The sequence below is a fragment of the Flavihumibacter rivuli genome (assembly GCF_018595685.2).
Classification (GTDB): Bacteria; Bacteroidota; Bacteroidia; order Chitinophagales; family Chitinophagaceae; genus Flavihumibacter; species Flavihumibacter rivuli.
In genome coordinates this window covers 2,127,255-2,145,260 of sequence record NZ_CP092334.1, presented here as the reverse complement: position 1 = coordinate 2,145,260, position 18,006 = coordinate 2,127,255, and the positions used below count along the sequence as shown (strand labels likewise).

Annotated in this window: 17 protein-coding genes; 4 read left to right on the top strand and 13 right to left on the bottom strand. The window is 48.0% G+C overall.

Annotated features, from left to right (window positions below):
• Nucleotides 1-26: 26 nt before the first annotated feature.
• Nucleotides 27-509, bottom strand: a complete 483-nt coding sequence (locus KJS94_RS09450) for a hypothetical protein (protein WP_214447472.1) — start codon at nt 507-509, stop codon at nt 27-29.
• A gap of 588 nt (nt 510-1,097) precedes the next feature.
• On the opposite strand from KJS94_RS09450, the gene KJS94_RS09445 reads away from it, so the two are divergent.
• Nucleotides 1,098-3,878: a T9SS type A sorting domain-containing protein gene (locus KJS94_RS09445; protein ID WP_214447473.1), complete on the top strand. Its 2,781-nt coding sequence runs from the start codon at nt 1,098-1,100 to the stop codon at nt 3,876-3,878.
• Between the two features lie 118 nt (nt 3,879-3,996).
• Here the strand turns inward: KJS94_RS09445 and trmD are convergent, their stop codons facing one another.
• The 3 genes from trmD to KJS94_RS09430 are packed head-to-tail and all read right to left on the bottom strand — an operon-like array spanning nt 3,997 to nt 5,755.
• Nucleotides 3,997-4,674: a tRNA (guanosine(37)-N1)-methyltransferase TrmD gene (gene trmD / locus KJS94_RS09440; RefSeq protein ID WP_214447474.1), complete on the bottom strand. Its 678-nt coding sequence runs from the start codon at nt 4,672-4,674 to the stop codon at nt 3,997-3,999.
• A 54-nt stretch (nt 4,675-4,728) separates the two neighbouring features.
• On the bottom strand, nt 4,729-5,289 hold the full coding sequence (locus tag KJS94_RS09435) for an NAD(P)H-dependent oxidoreductase (RefSeq protein WP_214447475.1): 561 nt from the start codon (nt 5,287-5,289) through the stop codon (nt 4,729-4,731).
• A 1-nt stretch (nt 5,290) separates the two neighbouring features.
• On the bottom strand, nt 5,291-5,755 hold the full coding sequence (locus KJS94_RS09430; RefSeq protein ID WP_214447476.1) for a DoxX family protein: 465 nt from the start codon (nt 5,753-5,755) through the stop codon (nt 5,291-5,293).
• 141 nt (nt 5,756-5,896) lie between these two features.
• Between KJS94_RS09430 and KJS94_RS09425 the strand changes: the two genes are divergently transcribed.
• Nucleotides 5,897-6,535, top strand: a complete 639-nt coding sequence (locus KJS94_RS09425; RefSeq protein ID WP_214447477.1) for a hypothetical protein — start codon at nt 5,897-5,899, stop codon at nt 6,533-6,535.
• Here KJS94_RS09425 and KJS94_RS09420 read toward each other — a convergent pair.
• On the bottom strand, nt 6,532-7,137 hold the full coding sequence (locus KJS94_RS09420) for a Crp/Fnr family transcriptional regulator (protein WP_214447478.1): 606 nt from the start codon (nt 7,135-7,137) through the stop codon (nt 6,532-6,534). The two genes, KJS94_RS09425 and KJS94_RS09420, sit on opposite strands and share 4 nt — an antisense overlap.
• Nucleotides 7,138-7,246: 109 nt before the next feature.
• Between KJS94_RS09420 and KJS94_RS09415 the strand changes: the two genes are divergently transcribed.
• Together KJS94_RS09415 and KJS94_RS09410 are read left to right on the top strand one after the other, a co-directional pair.
• Complete coding sequence (locus KJS94_RS09415) at nt 7,247-8,809, top strand: sensor histidine kinase (protein WP_239804357.1); 1,563 nt, start codon at nt 7,247-7,249, stop codon at nt 8,807-8,809.
• A gap of 52 nt (nt 8,810-8,861) precedes the next feature.
• The gene (locus KJS94_RS09410) at nt 8,862-9,083 is read left to right on the top strand and encodes a hypothetical protein (RefSeq protein WP_214447479.1); all 222 of its coding nucleotides are present in this window, start codon (nt 8,862-8,864) and stop codon (nt 9,081-9,083) included.
• Between the two features lie 11 nt (nt 9,084-9,094).
• Here the strand turns inward: KJS94_RS09410 and KJS94_RS09405 are convergent, their stop codons facing one another.
• The 8 genes from KJS94_RS09405 to KJS94_RS09370 form a co-directional block, all read right to left on the bottom strand.
• Complete coding sequence (locus tag KJS94_RS09405; RefSeq protein ID WP_214447480.1) at nt 9,095-9,802, bottom strand: sulfite exporter TauE/SafE family protein; 708 nt, start codon at nt 9,800-9,802, stop codon at nt 9,095-9,097.
• 1 nt (nt 9,803) lies between these two features.
• Complete coding sequence (locus tag KJS94_RS09400; protein ID WP_214447481.1) at nt 9,804-10,244, bottom strand: FixH family protein; 441 nt, start codon at nt 10,242-10,244, stop codon at nt 9,804-9,806.
• Nucleotides 10,245-10,254: 10 nt separating this feature from the next.
• On the bottom strand, nt 10,255-11,679 hold the full coding sequence (gene ccoG, locus KJS94_RS09395; RefSeq protein ID WP_214447482.1) for a cytochrome c oxidase accessory protein CcoG: 1,425 nt from the start codon (nt 11,677-11,679) through the stop codon (nt 10,255-10,257).
• 20 nt (nt 11,680-11,699) lie between these two features.
• Nucleotides 11,700-12,887, bottom strand: coding sequence for a cbb3-type cytochrome c oxidase N-terminal domain-containing protein (locus KJS94_RS09390; protein WP_214447483.1), 1,188 nt, complete (start codon nt 12,885-12,887; stop codon nt 11,700-11,702).
• Nucleotides 12,888-12,948: 61 nt separating this feature from the next.
• A complete protein-coding gene (locus tag KJS94_RS09385) occupies nt 12,949-13,107 on the bottom strand; it encodes a CcoQ/FixQ family Cbb3-type cytochrome c oxidase assembly chaperone (protein ID WP_214447484.1) in 159 nt (52 codons plus the stop codon).
• Between the two features lie 52 nt (nt 13,108-13,159).
• Entirely contained in the window at nt 13,160-15,283 is a 2,124-nt protein-coding gene (ccoN, locus tag KJS94_RS09380) for a cytochrome-c oxidase, cbb3-type subunit I (RefSeq protein ID WP_214447485.1), read from the bottom strand.
• A gap of 21 nt (nt 15,284-15,304) precedes the next feature.
• Nucleotides 15,305-15,466: a cbb3-type cytochrome oxidase assembly protein CcoS gene (gene ccoS, locus KJS94_RS09375; RefSeq protein ID WP_214447486.1), complete on the bottom strand. Its 162-nt coding sequence runs from the start codon at nt 15,464-15,466 to the stop codon at nt 15,305-15,307.
• Between the two features lie 140 nt (nt 15,467-15,606).
• On the bottom strand, nt 15,607-17,991 hold the full coding sequence (locus tag KJS94_RS09370; RefSeq protein WP_214447487.1) for a heavy metal translocating P-type ATPase: 2,385 nt from the start codon (nt 17,989-17,991) through the stop codon (nt 15,607-15,609).
• Nucleotides 17,992-18,006: the final 15 nt, after the last annotated feature.

The following is an 18,006-nucleotide window of genomic DNA, read 5'->3' as shown; positions in this document are numbered from 1 at the left end:
ACTAGCATATATTGGGCCTGAACGGGTCAGGCTAGTTTCTTCATCGTTCTTCCGCGAAACCAATCGTTCATCCTTTCCAATAATCGAAACCTGCGCATGTTGATGGCCACAGCCCCCATTATCATTAGCACTCCAATGTAATAGAGCGGTTCGCCTCCTGTTAACAACACACTCGTCAACACACAGGCAGCGCCGCCTATGGCCGCCAATAAGGCATAGCGGGTACGGGAGTCCTTATAGCTTAAGGCAATACTCACTATTGCCAGTAAACTAAAGACAGATGCGAATAGGATGGTTGGGGTAGAGGAGTGGGTAATAGATCGGTCAATAGTCTCTCCTTTACCACAGAGGACAAGGGTGCTGGAAAATGCAACGAAGCAAAATGGACATTTGGGAAGAACAGCTAAAATGATCCCTGAAAAGAGGCCAAGGCCTTTCTTCTTGCCACGGGATGGCTTTCTTTCTTCATGGCAGGGCATACACCCTTCAACCTTAGGATGACATGGCATCTGCTAAAGCTTTTGCAATCGTTATTAAATAAATAATTTACGACAATCCCTCCAGAAAACATGTGATAATAATCACATAACAGAACCTGCCCGAAAGATCAAAGCCTATCTGGTTGACACAGTTTGGTTTAAATGGTCATGTTGATGCAAAGGGTAATTTGAGCCTTACCAGCCTTCGGGCTAAAATGGGAGAATCGGGTGGCCCTTGGGGTGGCAATTTTGAATCAAAGTTTCAACAATCACTAATTTACTAATGTTTTGAAATCACCAAAAAATATTCTGAATTTATTTACATGGAGTGGCAGGCGGATAAAGGTTAGCACTTAGTTGGTTGCGATTTTGGTCAAGAATGGAGACAAGGCCATGATGAATTGCCTGTTGATTTTTCGTAAATTGGGGTAGCCGTATTTCCACCCACTCTGTTCCGTTTCCTCACCTGATTGTAGCATCATCCACACCTGCATGCATTAAACCCTTAAAACTGTACAGGTGTTCCTGCATTCTCCATTCCTTTCTACGCATCCGCCATAGCTAAGGTGAACTGATCGTTCATGATGCATCTTATTGTTAAACCTTATCTCTATTAATATGAAAAAGTTATTTCTTTTCATTACTACAATATTTTGTGGTAGCCTGGTCCTTTCCCAGCCTGGTCAATTGGATCATGCATTTGGTAAGCATGGGGTTGTACTGACTGATTATCCCCAGTCAAGCAACCCATATGGGGTCAAGATCACCCAGATTGTTACCGCACCTTCTGGACTTGTTGTTGGAATTGAAGTCGGGGGTTATACCATTTTAGGTAAAAGAACCCTCGATGGAAAAATGCTCAATGGTTTTGGGGAAAAGGGATATTCCGAACCCTTGCCCATCCGCGATGCAAAATTTGTTTGTTTAAAAAATGGAGAGGTTATTCTGATCGGTTTAATGAATGATTTTGGGATAGATAAATATGTTGTTGTCCGGGTAAAACCCAATGGGAAGATGGAACGCAATTATGGTGAACATGGTTTGTTTTACCTGAATGACCTGACTGCTTTCAATGCATCGGACGTTACGCTTTTGTTGCAGCCGGATGGCCATATCCTTGCTGCATTCAAAGGCAATGGGGGCTCACAGGTCTTGTTAACGAAGTTGGATCCTTCCGGGATGATTGACCAGGACTTTGGGGAAAATGGTTGGTTCCAAAAGACCATTGATGGTTATTTAAGCTACAAGCCCTTGATCCTGCAAAATTATCCTGGCGGGAAATTTTTGTTTGCTGCCACTGGTTTTCTACATTCGGATGGGAGCAATCTAGCTGTCCTGATGCGAATGTGGAACAATGGTAAGCCGGATATGAATTTTGATCAGGATGGTTATAGGGAATTGTCGGTAGGGAATATGTTTTTCACTATTTCATCTGCATACATTAATCCATATGGGAGGATATTCCTGGCTGGGGAGACAAGTCAAAATGGATACGTTTATCCGTTATTTATTTACCTGAAAACTTATGGGGCACTTGATACGCAATGGTTCGGCACAGGTTATAAGATCAATGACTTGTATCCCGCATCTATTGGCATTGAAGGTATTCACCAGCCTGATGGAAAATATATTGGTGCATTCGGGTCATGGTCCGGACCTGACCGGAATATGGTTCTCAGGAGGTTCAATTTAAATGGTGAGTTGGATCAGGGCTTTAACGGTAATGGGGAGCAAACTGATTTTGGTGAGGGTATTTTATATGTTGCTGCTATTACTGTGGGGCATGGTGGTAAGATCCTTATTGCTTCGCCACTTTTGGGTTATTCCAGGAACTTTGCTGTAGTGGTTTACCGGTCATCAGGTGAGAAAGATCTTTCTTTTTTGGGTACTGGATATTGGGCTGGATTTTATCGGGTTGCCCAACTTCAGTGGAATGCTATCGCCGAGCAGGGAATGCAGAAATACCTTGTACTCGGAACAACCATGACGGCATCAGGGGACCAGGTGGTGCTATCCAGGTTTTTTAAAAATGGCAAGACCGATCCAACTTTCGGCGACCATGGTTTTTTACCTGTCAGGATAAATGCTGAATCCTACTATGCCGATCAGATTGTTGTCCAGAAGGACAAAAAGATCATCTTGTATGGTAAACTAACCAAGGGAACGGTTAACAAAAGCTTCCTCATAAGGCTATTACCGGATGGAAATCCTGATCCATCATTCAATGGAACAGGTGTACTTATAACAGATTTTGGCAGGAATATCTATGGCGGTGGTAAGTTGGCTTTGCAAAAAGATGGGAAGATACTGGTCACTACACAATCTTATGTTCAGGGTGGGGAAGGTGATTATGCCAATGAGTTCGATGTGATCCTGGCCAGGTACCATGCTAATGGAAAACCTGATAAGTATTTTGGGACTTCAGGAATTGTTGAAGTTGATTACCATACCCTCAATAACGATTGCCAGGCCCTCACTATTGATAATGAGGGTAACATATTAGCCCTTGTTTCAGAAGGTTTTTTGAGCTCCGGACCAATAACCTATGTTTTCAAGTTTGATTGTAATGGTTCGTTGGTTAAGGGTTTTGGCACCAATGGTGTCGCGCCGGCATCACTAGGGTCAGCCCGGACTTTTGCCTGTGATATGATCATTGATGACCAGAAAAGAATATTGATAGGGGGTGAAACTTCCCCGCATGAATTCCAGAGTTGGATGGCGGCGACAAGGTTATTATGTGATGGCCGTATCGATAAGGGTTTTGGTACGGATGGTTTTGTAAGACTTGGCGCTGACAATGCTTATCTGTATAGCGGTGCTAGGAGTATGGAAGTGCAGGATGATGGCAAGATCCTCCTGTCTGGCTACCTGGCAGTGGCTGCCGGAACGACTTCCGCTACTTCCGTTTTACGTTTGCTGCCCGATGGTAGTTTGGATGATTCCTTCCATTTTGACCCATTTGGCGGGGACTTGTTGGGTGCGATAGCCAATGCCTCAATCCTATCAAAGGACCTGGTTTGTGTTGGCTTTAGATCCCTTGGTGGTTCATTTGGTTACCAGGTTGCTGTTGATTTGGGAGAGATGGATTGTAAGGTTTCCGACGTCACTTCATCCCGTCGCAATGATGAAAAAGTTTCAGAGACTATGCTGACCACTGCTCCAAAAGTTTATCCCAATCCGGCTAGCCAGGCGTTTTATATTGAAGTTCCGGGCGATGCGTGGTCGGCTGATTTGGATTACCAGCTGTATGATCCTGCCGGCAGATTGGTACTCAAGGGTAAGCTTTCCGGAACAACCACCAGGGTGCCTTCCGCTAATTTGCCTACAGGCATGTATGAATTGTTGATAGGGAATTCCAGGGGCGAATCAACCAGGAAGAAACTTTTGGTAAGGCATTGATCAGTAACAGTTCTAAAATAAATGAGAATGGCTTGAAGGGTAGTAAACCCTTTCAAGCCATTTCTTTTTATCAGTCAGGCAACCATTGCCAGGACTGTTTGAATAGTCTTCCTTTTTCCTACATCTCTAAAAGGTCAGGCCTTCTTTCCTCTGTCCTTTTTACCGCTTCATTATAGCGCCATTCTTCCACTTTTTTCGGGTCGCCGCAAAGCAGGATATCCGGAACTTTCCAGCCCCTGAAATCTACTGGCCTCGTATAAACAGGAGGCGCCAGTAAATTGTCCTGGAAGGAATCGGTCAGGGCTGATGTTTCATCGTTCAATACGCCCGGGATCAGCCTACCTACTGCATCCACCACTACCGCCGCGGCCAGTTCCCCACCACTCAGTACATAATCGCCGATCGAGATCTCCATGGTAACATAATGGTCCCTGATCCGTTGGTCTATGCCCTTATAATGCCCACAGATGATCAGCAGGTTTTCATAGAGGCTCAGGGTATTGGCTGTTTTCTGCTCGAATCGCTTCCCATCCGGTGTCATGTAAATGATAGCATCATATTTCCTGTCCCTGGAAAGGCTGTCGATAGCATTGGCCAGGGGCTCACACATCATTACCATCCCTGCACCGCCGCCATACTGGTAATCATCAACCTGTCCATATTCATTCACTGCCCATTGCCTCAGGTGGTGTACATGCACTTCCAGCAGCCCTTTGGCCTGTGCCCTTTTCATGATGGAATGGTTGAGCGGGCTTTCCAGCAACTCCGGGATCACCGTAATAATATCTATTCGCATGCCGCAAAGGTAGAAAATCAGGGCTAGAGCTGACTATTCAACCCTTCCCACCCTTCAGTTGGCCTGGAAGGCAAAGATTTCCAGCTGTTCCAGAATCTGCCTGGCTTGTTCCCTGGCAGCTTTTTCAACCTTTGATTGTTCTGCCGGGTCGTAGGCCGACATGCTATAACTGTAGAGAGGCGGCAATACATTGGCCCCGCAATAGCGGAACAGTTGCAGGGTAGGAAGGAGGAAATGCTCAACCGGGTTGCCGTGGAGGCCCTCCCGTGTATAAGCTTCCCTGCTGCCACCCAGGGTAAAGGATAACAGTACCGGTTTCTGTTTCAACCGGTCGCCCCCGGGGCCATGCGCATAACCATAGGCCATCACCTTTTCCAGCCAGTTCCTGGCATGGGAGGGGAGGTTGTACCAGATCATCGGCGATTGGATCACCAGCGCATCCGCTTCTTCCAGTATCTTTTGCTCGAATGCAATGTCTATCTGGCCATCCGGGTAGTTCTTCATGATATCCATTACCTCAACATGGTCATGGTTGGCCAGTTCTTCCAGGATCACCCGGTTGGCTGTGGAATAGCTGATATTGGGATGGGCTGAAATAACCAGGATCTTTTTCATGTTACTGGTTTTTAGTTGAAATTTTAGCCTTAACCAGATTGTCAACCGCGTATTTACCCGAGCCGGTGAAGAGTAGGGCGATGGCCATCCCGATCACCAGGATATGGTACTCATAGCCTTCCCCAGCCTGCTGTCCTGACCAGTTCATGAAGAAGCCATATTCTGCATGGCTGGTAACGATCATGCCCATGAACATAAAGACAACCGAAATGGCAACTAGTCTTGTCGCCAGTCCGGTGAAAAGCAGGATAGCGCCAAAGAATTGCAGCAGGATAACCAGGAAACCAAGGATCCATGGCAGGCCTACAACCTGTGTAAAATAATTCATGGTGCCCTGGAATCCGTAGCCGCCGAACCAGCCAAGTAATAATTGGCTGCCATGTGGGAAGAGTATAGCGGCCATGGTTAACCGAAGAATCGTTCCAGCCACTTCAGGGCCGTTGATGTAGGTGGAGTTCTGTTTCATAAAAAAAGGTTTTTGTGTTTTGGAACACAAATGTGGTTCATCACCAGGCCCGGAAAAATGAACTAGTTCAATTTTTGGGTTCTTCAGGTTTTTCACTTTTGCACAGGGTTCACTGATCCCATTAACCATTAAACCTTTTTTATGAAATCGTTTCTATTCTTATTTGTAGTGTTAGGTTGTACAACCCTTGCAAAGGCCCAGCCTATTCCTGTTGAAGCCACTGTGCTTGACCAGTATTTCCAATACCAGCATGTGGTAGGTCGATCATTTGTAAAGAAAAGCCCCTTCGGTTGGATGCATATTGCCAACATCATCACCCGTTATGAGAAGCCTTCGGGCAAGCTGGGTCTTTCTGATGAACTGATGAACCAGTTCTATGTCACGTACAGGTTGAACTCCTCCTTTAGTCTGATGGGTGGGGGCTTTTACACCAATGCCACTAAATTCAGGCCTTCCCTGGCGCTGCAGTTCATGAAGCTATCAAAGGACTGGCAGGTTGTATTGGCGCCAAGGATGGATATCTGGAAGAATGGGAACTATGAATTATTTGGCAGTATTTCTTATCGGCCAAATCTCAGTACCGAAACCCGATTGTATACCAGGCTGCAGTTCATGACCAGCAGGGATCATTACCATCATGGCAGGAGTTACCAGCAATTCCGTTTGGGATTGGAGCGTTCCAATGTCCAGTTTGGCCTGGCCGTAAACCTTGATGAATATGGGCCTGATCCGGCCGTGATTGGCACAGGAGGGGTGTTCATCAGGACCCTAATATTCTAGAGTAACCTCTTTTTGGAACGCTCTTTCTGGACGATACGTTTTTTAACCTTGCTGAGGAATTCTGCCGACATGCCCAGGTAGGAAGCAATATGTTTTTGGGAGATCTGCTGGTCCATGGCCGGGTATTTTTCCCTGAAGGCAATATAGCGGCTCTCTGCGTCCATGCTTAAGCTTTGTAATACCCTGTTCTGGAAGGCTGCATAGGCCGATTGTACCAACAGCCTGAAGAAACGCTCCATCTTAGGTACCTCCCGGTAGATCTCCTGCAGGTTGTCGTAGGAAAATGAGTATAATAAGGTTTGTTCCAGTGCCTCCACATTCAGGTAGCCCGGTTGCTGGCTGATGAAACTGATATAATCGCCCGTCCACCAGTCAGCGATCCCCAATTGAATGACATGTTCATTGCCATCCTGGTCAACATAGTACACCCTTACACTTCCCTTGACGATATAATTGGTGTAGCGATTGACTTCCCCTTCCGCATTGATCCTTTCGCCTTTACTGAAACTGCGCTCCGTTACCTTGTCAAGGAGATAGTGTTCCTCTGCAGGATCAAGGTTGATGTATTTCCGGATATTATCCAACACGGGACTTTGTTGCATGCTTAAAGTTAATGCCGGTAAGTGATTCCAAGCTTTGCCGGCTTTATTTTTTGGCTTCATTTTCTTTCCCTGCAGAGCATAAAATCCCATAATTGCCTAACTTTCCTTCATGTTCAAAGAGCGGCCCCTTCCTATTATCCTGTTCTGTTGTGTGGTGATCCTGGCGACTGCTGTGATGCAGTACCAGCAACCTGATTTCAGCTTTTTCGATGGCGGTTTCATCATTGCCATCCTCTTGACGATCTTCCTGAAGGACGACCTGTATACCAGGATTTTCGGCTTCACTGGTCTTACACTGGTAATTGTTTCTGCATTTTATCCCCAGGACACGGTTTCCACTACCCACATGTTGTTACAGCACCTGTTTTCTGCAGTGGTCATCATCATGACCATGATGCTGGTGGTTTACCTGAAGCGGCTGTATCGAACGGTGGAAGGAGAGGAAAAGCAGATCAATGCATTGTTTGAATATGCTACTGAAGGGATAGTGCTGACCAACGGATCGGGTCAGATCATACTGGTGAATCCCGAGGCGGAGCGGTTATTCGGCTATGATAAATCAGAGTTATTAGGTTCGCCAATCGAAAAGCTGATCCCTGGCCGCTTCCAGGACCGTCACCATCAATACCGAAACGACTTTTACAAACATCCCAGTAGCCGGAGGATGGGCCAGGGGCGCGACCTGTATGCCGTTAGGAAGGATGGTATGGAATTCCCTGTTGAGATCAGCCTGAGCCATTTCAATAATAAGAAAGAGCATTTTGTCATTGCCTTTATCATTGACATTACCCAGCGTAAGGAAGCGGAACAGAAATTGTTGCAACAAAAGGAACAGTTGGAGAAGGTGACCAATGATATTCGAAAGCTCAATACGGAGCTGGAGACCAAGGTAGAAGAAAGGACCCTGATACTGCGTGAGGCATTGGGGGAACTTGAAAGATCGCAAAAGGAATTGGAAGAGGCACTGAATAAGGAAAAGGAACTGAATGAGATCAAATCAAGGTTTGTGTCCATGGCTTCCCATGAGTTCCGTACCCCATTGAGTACGGTACTTTCCTCTGCCACGCTTATTGGAAAGTACCGCAATACCGAAGACCAGGACAAAAGGGACAAACATATCCGAAGGATCAAGGATGCAGTGAAGCACCTGAATGATTTGCTGGAAGATTTCCTTTCCCTTGGCAAGTTGGAAGAAGGAAAAGTGCAGGTGCAATTGGCGCAGGTTCCCATCCGTGACCTGGTGCTGGAGGTAGTGGAAGAATTACGCATGAATTTGAAAGAAGGCCAGGAGATCGACCTTAACCTGAATGGGCAGGCCGTTATCGAAACTGATAAGCGGATGGTCAAGCATATCCTGATCAATTTGATCAGCAATGCCATCAAGTTCTCTGATCCCGGAAAGCGGATCAGTATCAGGATCTATGATAAGTCCCCCAACCTGCTAATGGAAGTTCAGGACCAGGGCATTGGGGTGGCGAAGGAAGACATGGAATACCTCTTCAGCAGTTTCTTCCGTGCGAAGAACGCCTTCAATATCCAGGGCACCGGCCTCGGGCTGCATATCGTGAAACGCTATACTGACCTGTTGAAGGGGCGCATCCATTTTGAAAGTGAGCTGGACAAGGGTACCCAGGTAACAGTTGAACTGCCCCTGCAACCATCCGATAACTGACCAGGAACGAACATTTTTCATAACTGGATGGTTAAGTAGGAAACCCGTGTTTATGAACCGGAGTGTTTTGGTGGCGTCTATAGCAACTGCATTCGCAGTTATTTACAACTTCTTGCACCTGCAGGGTGCAAGTTTGGGATTGCTCCTATTCCTTTTTGCCCTTTCCCCTTTCGTAATGGGTTGGCTGGTAATTACTGTGCTTAAGGATAAATCGGTCAAGGTGAGGGAACTGGAAGAAGGGGAAGAATGGGGATATACCGACAGGGAGAAATAAGCCCCTCCTGGTCAATGGCAGGATACTGCTTCTCCATGGGCAGATTCCAGAACCGGGCTGATAAAAGGAATGCCTAGATTCAGTCCCCTGAGGATCAGCAGGATGCCCATTATTGCAATTACATAAGGGATCATGTTACGGATCCTGTTACGCAGGCTGATACTGGCCAGATAACCAAAGAAACTCAATGCCATCATTGCGGGTAAGGTACCTGTGCCAAACATGGCCATGAAAAGAATACCATCACTTACCTGGTTGGTACTTAAAGCGCCTGCAATCGCAAGGTACACCATGCCACAGGGTAGTAGTCCATTAGCCATTCCCAGCAAGGCAAAAGAAACAGGCCTTCCATCCTTCAGCAATATGCCCATCCAGGATTGTACCTTGTTATAGAACCCTTTCAACACCCCGGGTTGAAGGGACTGTCTTTCCCTGATGTATTGGATCAGCAACATAAGGACAGTGATACCCAACCCGATCGAAAACCAGCGTTGGAAACCCGCGAGGTAAACCTGTCTTCCCATGGTCCCAAAAATGGCACCCATCAGGGAGTAGGTCAGTATCCTTCCCATATGGTAGCCGCTGATGGCGATCGTCCTTGCTGTAGCACTGAGATGTTGAACGGGGAGGGCAAAGGCGATCGGTCCGCACATTCCCACACAGTGGAAACTGCTGATGATACCCAGGCTGAGCCCCGCTATGATGATATCCCAGTTCATTTTATGGAACCATCAGGTATTGTTCGTAATAATAGGGTTTGTCCTGCGCGGTCCAGCTGATCCTTACCGTATAGGCGCCGGATGGAACCTGCTTGCCGGCAAGGACCACCTGTTGCAGGCCGCCATCCGTTTGGATCGGGAATTTCCGGTCCTTTTTTGAATCGGCCGCACAATAGAAATAGAGCTCACCACTGATCACTTGTCCTTTCATTTCCTCAGGAAGGTTTACCATGATGCGTTCTTCCTCCTGCTTTACCGTCACTTTTCCGTTCAGTGCATTGGAATTCTGCGTGGCATCGATCACGTCCTGGTAGGCGAGTTCTTCTTTGTAGTATTCTTTTGATACCAGTTCAAACTCAGTCGTCATGCTCCTGTAAACAAGGTAGAACATGATGCCGCCGAAGGCAACGAAGCTGAGTATTATCTTATGTCCAAAATGCATTTTCATCTGTTTAAGGGGCAACAGGGCCCATGAAATTTGTTTTGATCTGGTCTATTTTTTTATCACCCTCATACAGCTCTACCTGTAGGGTTGTTTTCCTTTGGGTGATGGCCTTCCTGGGCAGTACAATAAAGAAGGAACCTGCCCCCTGTCCTTCAGCCTTTACATGGATGGGACCGTTACCAATGGTTTCCACCTTGCCATCTTTTCGGGTGAGCTTTACTGTTAGCGGGATCTCTGCCATGGTCTTATTGACCACCTTGATATTGTACAAATTGGAAACACTGTCTGTTCCCCTTTCCTGGTAAAGCATGCCTGGTGTGCGCATGACAGTGGCGTCCACATCCTTCCTGGTGATCAGCAAGGTACTGAGGATCACCAGCAGAACGATTAGTAATACCGAGTACAGCTTCATACGGGTGGTGTACTTCAGGGGCTCACGGTTGGCAATGCCATTCTCTGAAGCATAACGGATCAGGCCCTGTGGCCTTCCGATCTTGTCCATGATGGCATCACAGGCATCGATGCAGGCAGTACAGTTTACGCATTCCAACTGGGTGCCATTCCTTATATCGATCCCGGTTGGGCAAACCTTCACGCATTGCAGGCAATCGATACAATCACCCAGGTGTTCCTCTTCTTTCTTTTTGAGTTTACCCCTGGGTTCGCCGCGCTTGTAATCGTAGGCTACGATCATGGAATTGCGGTCGAGCAGTACGCCCTGCAAGCGGCCATAAGGACAAACAACGGTACAGGCCTGCTCACGGAAGAATGCATATACAGCGTAGAAGACCCCGGAGAAAACGAAAATGGAAAGGAATCCTACAAAATGCTGGTCTATTGGTTCCGTGATGATCTTCCATAGTTCCTTGATGCCGATGATATAGGAGAGGAAGAAATTGGCAATGATGAAGGAAAGCAGGAAGAAGACCACATGTTTAGTGGTCTTCTTCACTATTTTATCAGTATTCCAGGGCGCTTTGGCCAACAGCTTCTGGCTGGAGGCGTCGCCTTCGATGGCATATTCAATTTTGCGGAAGACCATTTCCATAAAGACGGTCTGTGGGCAAACCCATCCGCAGAACAAACGGCCGAATGCTGCTGTAAAGAGGACGATAAAGATCACAAAGGCGATCATCGTCAGACCGAAGATGAAAAAGTCCTGCGGCCAGAACACCTTCCCAAAGAGGATGAACTTGGCTTCCGGGATATTGAACAGGAATAAGGGCCTGCCATTGATATGGATAAATGGCAGAGCAAGGAAGATCACAAAGAACAACCAGCTCACATAAGTGCGCATATTGGTGAACCTTCCCCTTGGCTGCTGGGCATAGATCCAGTTCCTTTTGCCTTTGGCATCCACTGTTGCGATCCGGTCCCGGAAACTTTCCGCTTCCTTGTCAATGTATGCTAGAACTTTTTCATCTGGATTCATGAGGTATCAGCTGTTTGTCATTAATTGGCCATGGTTACCGCAGTACTATCCTTGGCCTGGGCTGTTGTTGCAGTTGAATCGCTTTTAGGTGCAGCGCTACCTTCGGTATAGAGTTCGCCCTGCTTTTCCTTGGCATTAGGCGGGTTGGTACCGTAGAGTGATTTGATAAAGCTGGACAACTGTGCGATCTGTGTGGGGCTGAAATCATCTTTCCAGCTCTTCATCCCTTTTTCTGGCACACCGTATTTAATGGTCTTGAATACATCATTGATCTTACCACCGTGCAACCAATAATCGTCGGTCAGGTTGGGACCAACACCACCTTCACCCAGTTTACCATGACAAGCGGCACAGTTGGTGATGTAAATACCCTGTCCTGCTGCAACACCTGATGCATCCATCATGGCAACGGTATTTTCATCCACCTTATTGGCTGCCTTCTTCAGGTATTCTTCTTTTTCCAGTTCAGCCTTTGCCATGGCCATCTCGTATTCTTCCTGGCTGGAAGGCGCCGTATGGGAAACATGGTAACGCCACAGGTAGATGGCAGCGAAGATGATACATAGATAGAAACCATAAAGCCACCAGGGTGGAAGACGGTTGTCCAATTCACGGATGCCATCGTAGTTATGGCCCAGGTCAATGTCTGCTTCTTCCTCAACAGGTTTGAACTTGTTGAACTTATCCCACCAACTCTCCCTGGGTGCTGCAGCTTTTGTGGCTTCCGCGGCTTTCTCTTCTTCGGTAACCGCTTTAGCCTTATCCTGCCTGATCAGTAATTGGAGGTTGTAAAGCAGGTAAAGGATAGCAATGATCTCAACGGCGATCACACCAAGGAGCATGTAGAAAGTGGATTTGTCAAGACCCGCAATCACACTGCTCACTGCTTCGGAGCTGGCTGCTGTATCCTGCGCGAATGCTGCAGGTCCTGCCAGCAGGAGCAGGCCAATGATCATGGCTGCTGGTGTGGCGCCTGACCTTTCTTTTCTGAATTTGGCAATGAATACTCCTGCCGCGCCTGTCACCACATAGGCAAGCATGGCGATCACCAGCGCCAGTACAGCGATAATGACCAGCAATGTCAGGGCCATCGGGTTCTCCAGGGCATCAGGAGGAGGGGGACCGGCTGCACCTTTTGCCCATACTGGCAAGGTGCCGGTTAGCAGGGCGGTCATCAGGATCGCCACTCTTCCGGTTGGTTGCATCATAACCTTTACTTTATCGGGAAAAAACATACAGGTTGTTTTGAGGGTTACCTTAAGCGGTTGATTAGTCTAAGGGAATATGGCTGATTTCATCGATCAGTTTCTTGTCGGCCTTGATCACCCAGATCAGCATCAGGAGGAAAAAGGTACCGAAGATCAATAGGGAGCTTAATCCGTAAATGCTCACACCGGAGATCTTTTCGAGATAGTTGATGAATTTCATATCAGGTAGTTTGTATTAGTTGACCATAGCCGGACAGCATCCGGATGGCTGTTTACTTTTCTGCAACCTTGGCTGCTTTAATGTCCTTACCCAGCCTTTGCAGGTAGGCGATCATGGCAATGATCTCCTGGTCTTTGGCAGTTTCGATCTTTTCCATCTTCAGGCTCAGCCTGATGCCATTGGCCTGGTTCATCAGGTCGGCATTGGCCCTTTCCGCATAGCCTTCCTCGTAAGGAACGCCCAAGGTCTGCATGGCCCTGATCATAGCAGGGGTCTTTGCCGTATCGATCTTATTATCGAACAACCAGGGATAGGAAGGCATGATGGATCCCGGACTCATTACCTGTGGTTCCAGCATGTGGTTGTAATGCCAGCTATCAGGATACTTGCCGCCTTCACGTGCCAGGTCCGGACCCGTACGCTTGGAACCCCATTGGAAGGGGTGATCGTACACGAACTCACCGGCCTTGGAGTATTCACCGTAACGCGCTACCTCATCGCGGAATGGACGGACCATCTGGGAGTGACAGGTATAGCAACCTTCGCGGATATAGATATCGCGACCATGCAATTCTAGCGGGGTATAAGGCTTCACACTGCTGATGGTAGGTACGTTGCTCTTCACCAGGAAGGTAGGTACGAACTCGAGGACACCACCTATGGCAACCGCAATGAAAGAGTACACCAGCATTTGTACAGGACGCTTTTCGATCCAGCGATGCCAGTGTTCCTTGCCATGGGCATGGATCTCCTTGGGCAGTGGCGCTGCTTCGGCTTCTTCATTGGCTACGAAACTTCCCTGGCCAATGGTCTTGTACAGGTTGTAGCCCATGATCAACGCACCGATGAGGTAGAGGGTACCACCAATACTCCTTGTTGCATAGAGCGGAACAATATGGGTAACCGTTTCCAGGAACTGGAACTTCAATTGGCCTTCCTCTGTGAACTGCTTCCACATCATGCTCTGGGTAAATCCAGCCCAGTACATGGGGATCGCGTACAACACAATACCAATGGTGCCGATCCAGAAGTGGGTGCCGGCCAGTTTTTTGGAGTACAGTGAAGTGTTCCACATTTTAGGTACCAGCCAATAAAGGATACCGAAGGTGAGGAAACCATTCCAGCCAAGTGCACCAATATGTACGTGGGCAATGGTCCAGTCAGTGAAGTGGGAGATGGCGTTTACATTCTTCAGGCTCAGCATGGGGCCTTCGAAAGTGGCCATACCATAACAGGTGATAGCCACCACCAGGAACTTCAATACAGGTTCTTCACGTACTTTATCCCAGGCGCCACGCAGGGTGAACAGGCCGTTCAGCATACCGCCCCATGATGGCGCGATCAGCATTACGGAGAATACCACACCCAGCGACTGTGCCCAGTCGGGAAGGGCTGTGTACAACAGGTGGTGCGGACCAGCCCAGATATAGATAAAGATCAATGCCCAGAAGTGGATGATGGACAACCGGTAGGAATAGACCGGACGGTTAGCCACCTTGGGCAGGAAATAGTACATCAATCCGAGGTAGGGAGTGGTCAGGAAGAAGGCCACGGCATTGTGACCATACCACCACTGCACCAGGGCGTCCTGCACGCCGGCATACCAGCTATAGCTCTTCAGGAAGTGTACCGGCACCTCAAAGGAGTTGACAATATGGAGCATCGCAACAGTTACCCATGTAGCGATATAGAACCAAATGGCAACATACAAATGGCTCTCGCGGCGCTTCAGGATGGTACCGAACATGTTCACACCGAAGATCACCCATACCAGGGTAATGGCGATATCGATGGGCCATTCCAGCTCCGCATATTCCTTACCGGTAGTATAACCGGCCCAGAGGGTCAGGGCTGCGGAAACGATGATCAGCTGCCAGCCCCAGAAATGCAGTTTGCTCAGCAGGTCGCTAAACATCCTGGCCTTACAGAGGCGCTGCAAGGAGTAGTAAACGCCCATGAAAATACCGTTACCAACGAAGGCGAAGATCACCGCATTGGTGTGGACGGGTCGCATCCGGCCAAAGGTGGTAGGGGCGTAGTTTAAGTTGATGCCGGGATAGTACATGGCAATAGCCGCCCAAAGGCCGGCCAGCATGCCCACTATTCCCCAAAGGATGGTAGCAAAGGCAAACCACTTGACAATCTTGTTGTCGTAACTGAACTTTTCAATGGTCATATACGTGACTGTTTGAAGGATTTATTGGTTGGAATTGGTCTTGGGTTTATCATCAAATAGCATTCTTACCGGAGGTGAGAATTCATCATCGTATTGCCCGCTTTTGACGCTCCAGATAAAGGCAACCAGGAAGATGGCTGCCACGGAGATGCTGGCGATAAGCAGGAGCACTATTACACCCATTTGATAAATTTTTGTAAAAGTATTTTTGGTGGCATGACATTAACATGACTGTACTCAGAGCTAATGGTGATTTTTATCATTAAGGAAAACATTGAATATGAAGCTGTTTAAGCATTGTCTTGCAAAGGTTTAACAGCTGCTCATAACCGAAGCCATTTGGCCACTGCGCTGCTGCTTCCATAAGTCAGCAGGATGATGCTGAGTGAACTGGAAGGCATCAGGATGGCTGCAATCAATGGGGATAGATTGCCCTGCACAGCGAAGTATAGCCCTATGATATTATAGACAATGCTCATTACAAAACTGGCCAGTACGATCTGTTTGTTGGCTTTGCAGAGCTGGATGAACTTATGGAGCTTGCCGAGCTGGGTAGATTCCAGGATGCCATCACTGGCAGGCGTAAACGTATTGGTGTCCTCCGCCATGGCGATGCCCACATTGGCCTGCTGCATGGCGATGGCATCGTTCAGGCCATCACCCACCATCATCACTTTCTTACCGTTTTCCTGTAAGGCACTGATAAAGGCCAGTTTATCGTGGGGTTGCTGGTTGAACAGCAAGGTGGTATTTTTCCCGGCCAGTTGCTGAAGGCTCATCCTTTCAGCCGCATTATCACCGGAGATCACAGCTAATGGATAGTTGCCCCTGAGTTCCCCCAGCAGGTGGTTGACATCATTGCGGTAATGGTTCTTAAAGCTGAAATAGCCCAGGCACCTGCCCTCCCTTGCTATATATACCCTTGTTCCCCCAGTTTGGTTAGCCTGGCCGGTAATGAATTCTCTCGAGCCCAGCGCATATAGGTCGCCGTTGATAAAGCCTTCAATTCCCCTGCCGGTTTCTTCCCTGAAGGCCTGCACGGTCAGTTTATTCCTTCCCAAATGCCTCACCAGTCCTTTACTAAGGGGGTGGGAGGACTGTGCAGCCAAAGCGGCGATGGCATGGATGGCTTCACCATTCAAGGGCTCGCCTTCAAAAACGATATCATGCTGGCGTGTAGTGGTAAGGGTGCCTGTTTTATCGAATACGATATGGTTCACCATGGCCAGCTCCTCAATGGTTTGGGCATTCCTCAGGTAAAGCTTGTTACGGCTAAGGATGCGCAGGATATTGCCATTGGTGAAACTATTGGACAACAGTAACGCGCATGGACAAGCGATAATGAGGATGGCGGTAACGGCAGGCCATAGCCTGGACTGGTCATTGAAATACCAATAGGCTGCTGTGGCCAATGCAATGGCCAATACGATATAGGTAAAGTATTGGCTCAGCAGGTGCACAAAGGACTGTCCCTTCTCACCGGTGATCTTTCCTTCATCCTTATTCCACAGCTTGGTGAGGTAGCTTTGGGAAACTTCCTTTACCACCAGGAGTTCCATATTCCCACCGGTCTGCTTTCCCCCGGCATAGATGATCTCGCCCATTTCCTTCAGTACCGGCAGGGATTCCCCTGTAACAAAACTATAATCAATAAAGGCCTTTCCCCTGGTCAGGATGCCATCTGCAGGTACGAGTTCCTCATTATGGATTAGGAGGGTGTCGCCCGGTTTGATATCCGGCAGGGCGGTGGGCACTTCCTTTTCCTCCTTCAGTACGGTAACGGCAATCGGGAAATAGGAAGTATAGTCACGCTCGAAAGAGAGTTGCTGGTAGGTCTTATCCTGCAATACCCTTCCGATCAGCATGAAGAACACGATCCCGGAAAAGGAATCGAAGTAACCGCCTCCGGTATCGGTAAATACCTCCACCACGCTCCTGAAGAAGGTGACCCAGATGGCCAAAACGATAGGCGCATCAATATTCAGGAATTTGTGCTGCAGGCTTTTCCAGGCCGATTCATAAAAGGGTAAGGCGCTGAACAACAGGACCGGTAAGGCCAGCACCAGGTTAATATAGCGAAAGGCATACTGGAGGTGCTTCTCGGCGGCTTCCAGTCCCAGGTATTCCGGGAAGCTCAACAGCATGATGTTCGCGAAGCAAAATCCTGCAACCCCCAGTTGGTAGATGAGGGTGCGGGGTACCCTGGGCTTTTTCCCACCTAGGTTGTTGAGTGAGATATAGGGTTCATACCCTATACTGGTAAGCAATTCGGCCAATTGGCGCAGGGATATTTTCTTGTGGTCAAAGATCACCGAGAGCTCTTTTCGGGTGAAGTTCACCGTGGTCTTGATCACCCCCGGGTTGATCTTGTTCAGGTGTTCCAGCAAATAGAGGCAGGAGGAGCAATGGATATGGGGTAAGTAAAGGGTGATATGGATTTGCCCTTCATTGCGGAACTGGATCAACTGGCCAATGATCTTTTCATCGTCGAGGAAGGAGAACTTATCCTTCCTCACCTGCACCCGCAGGCTTTGACCGGGATTATTGTTGAGGTCATAATAGTCGCAAAGGCCGTTCTCATTCAGGATCTGGAATACCGTTTTGCATCCTTCGCAGCAAAATTGCTTCTCCGCAAGTACGATCTTTCCTTCCTCACAGTCTTCCCCGCAATGGTAGCACTTGGTTTGTCTGTTCACAACTGTAGGCACTCGTAAAAAATTTGC

What these genes read in the sequence shown, in the direction of transcription:
- KJS94_RS09450 (WP_214447472.1), bottom strand. Translation starts at nt 509, where the DNA reads ATGCCATGTCATCCTAAGGTTGAAGGGTGTATGCCCTGCCATGAAGAA.
- KJS94_RS09445 (WP_214447473.1), top strand. Translation starts at nt 1,098, where the DNA reads ATGAAAAAGTTATTTCTTTTCATTACTACAATATTTTGTGGTAGCCTG.
- trmD (WP_214447474.1), bottom strand. Translation starts at nt 4,674, where the DNA reads ATGCGAATAGATATTATTACGGTGATCCCGGAGTTGCTGGAAAGCCCG.
- KJS94_RS09435 (WP_214447475.1), bottom strand. Translation starts at nt 5,289, where the DNA reads ATGAAAAAGATCCTGGTTATTTCAGCCCATCCCAATATCAGCTATTCC.
- KJS94_RS09430 (WP_214447476.1), bottom strand. Translation starts at nt 5,755, where the DNA reads ATGAAACAGAACTCCACCTACATCAACGGCCCTGAAGTGGCTGGAACG.
- KJS94_RS09425 (WP_214447477.1), top strand. Translation starts at nt 5,897, where the DNA reads ATGAAATCGTTTCTATTCTTATTTGTAGTGTTAGGTTGTACAACCCTT.
- KJS94_RS09420 (WP_214447478.1), bottom strand. Translation starts at nt 7,137, where the DNA reads ATGCAACAAAGTCCCGTGTTGGATAATATCCGGAAATACATCAACCTT.
- KJS94_RS09415 (WP_239804357.1), top strand. Translation starts at nt 7,247, where the DNA reads ATGTTCAAAGAGCGGCCCCTTCCTATTATCCTGTTCTGTTGTGTGGTG.
- KJS94_RS09410 (WP_214447479.1), top strand. Translation starts at nt 8,862, where the DNA reads ATGAACCGGAGTGTTTTGGTGGCGTCTATAGCAACTGCATTCGCAGTT.
- KJS94_RS09405 (WP_214447480.1), bottom strand. Translation starts at nt 9,802, where the DNA reads ATGAACTGGGATATCATCATAGCGGGGCTCAGCCTGGGTATCATCAGC.
- KJS94_RS09400 (WP_214447481.1), bottom strand. Translation starts at nt 10,244, where the DNA reads ATGCATTTTGGACATAAGATAATACTCAGCTTCGTTGCCTTCGGCGGC.
- ccoG (WP_214447482.1), bottom strand. Translation starts at nt 11,679, where the DNA reads ATGAATCCAGATGAAAAAGTTCTAGCATACATTGACAAGGAAGCGGAA.
- KJS94_RS09390 (WP_214447483.1), bottom strand. Translation starts at nt 12,887, where the DNA reads ATGATGCAACCAACCGGAAGAGTGGCGATCCTGATGACCGCCCTGCTA.
- KJS94_RS09385 (WP_214447484.1), bottom strand. Translation starts at nt 13,107, where the DNA reads ATGAAATTCATCAACTATCTCGAAAAGATCTCCGGTGTGAGCATTTAC.
- ccoN (WP_214447485.1), bottom strand. Translation starts at nt 15,283, where the DNA reads ATGACCATTGAAAAGTTCAGTTACGACAACAAGATTGTCAAGTGGTTT.
- ccoS (WP_214447486.1), bottom strand. Translation starts at nt 15,466, where the DNA reads ATGGGTGTAATAGTGCTCCTGCTTATCGCCAGCATCTCCGTGGCAGCC.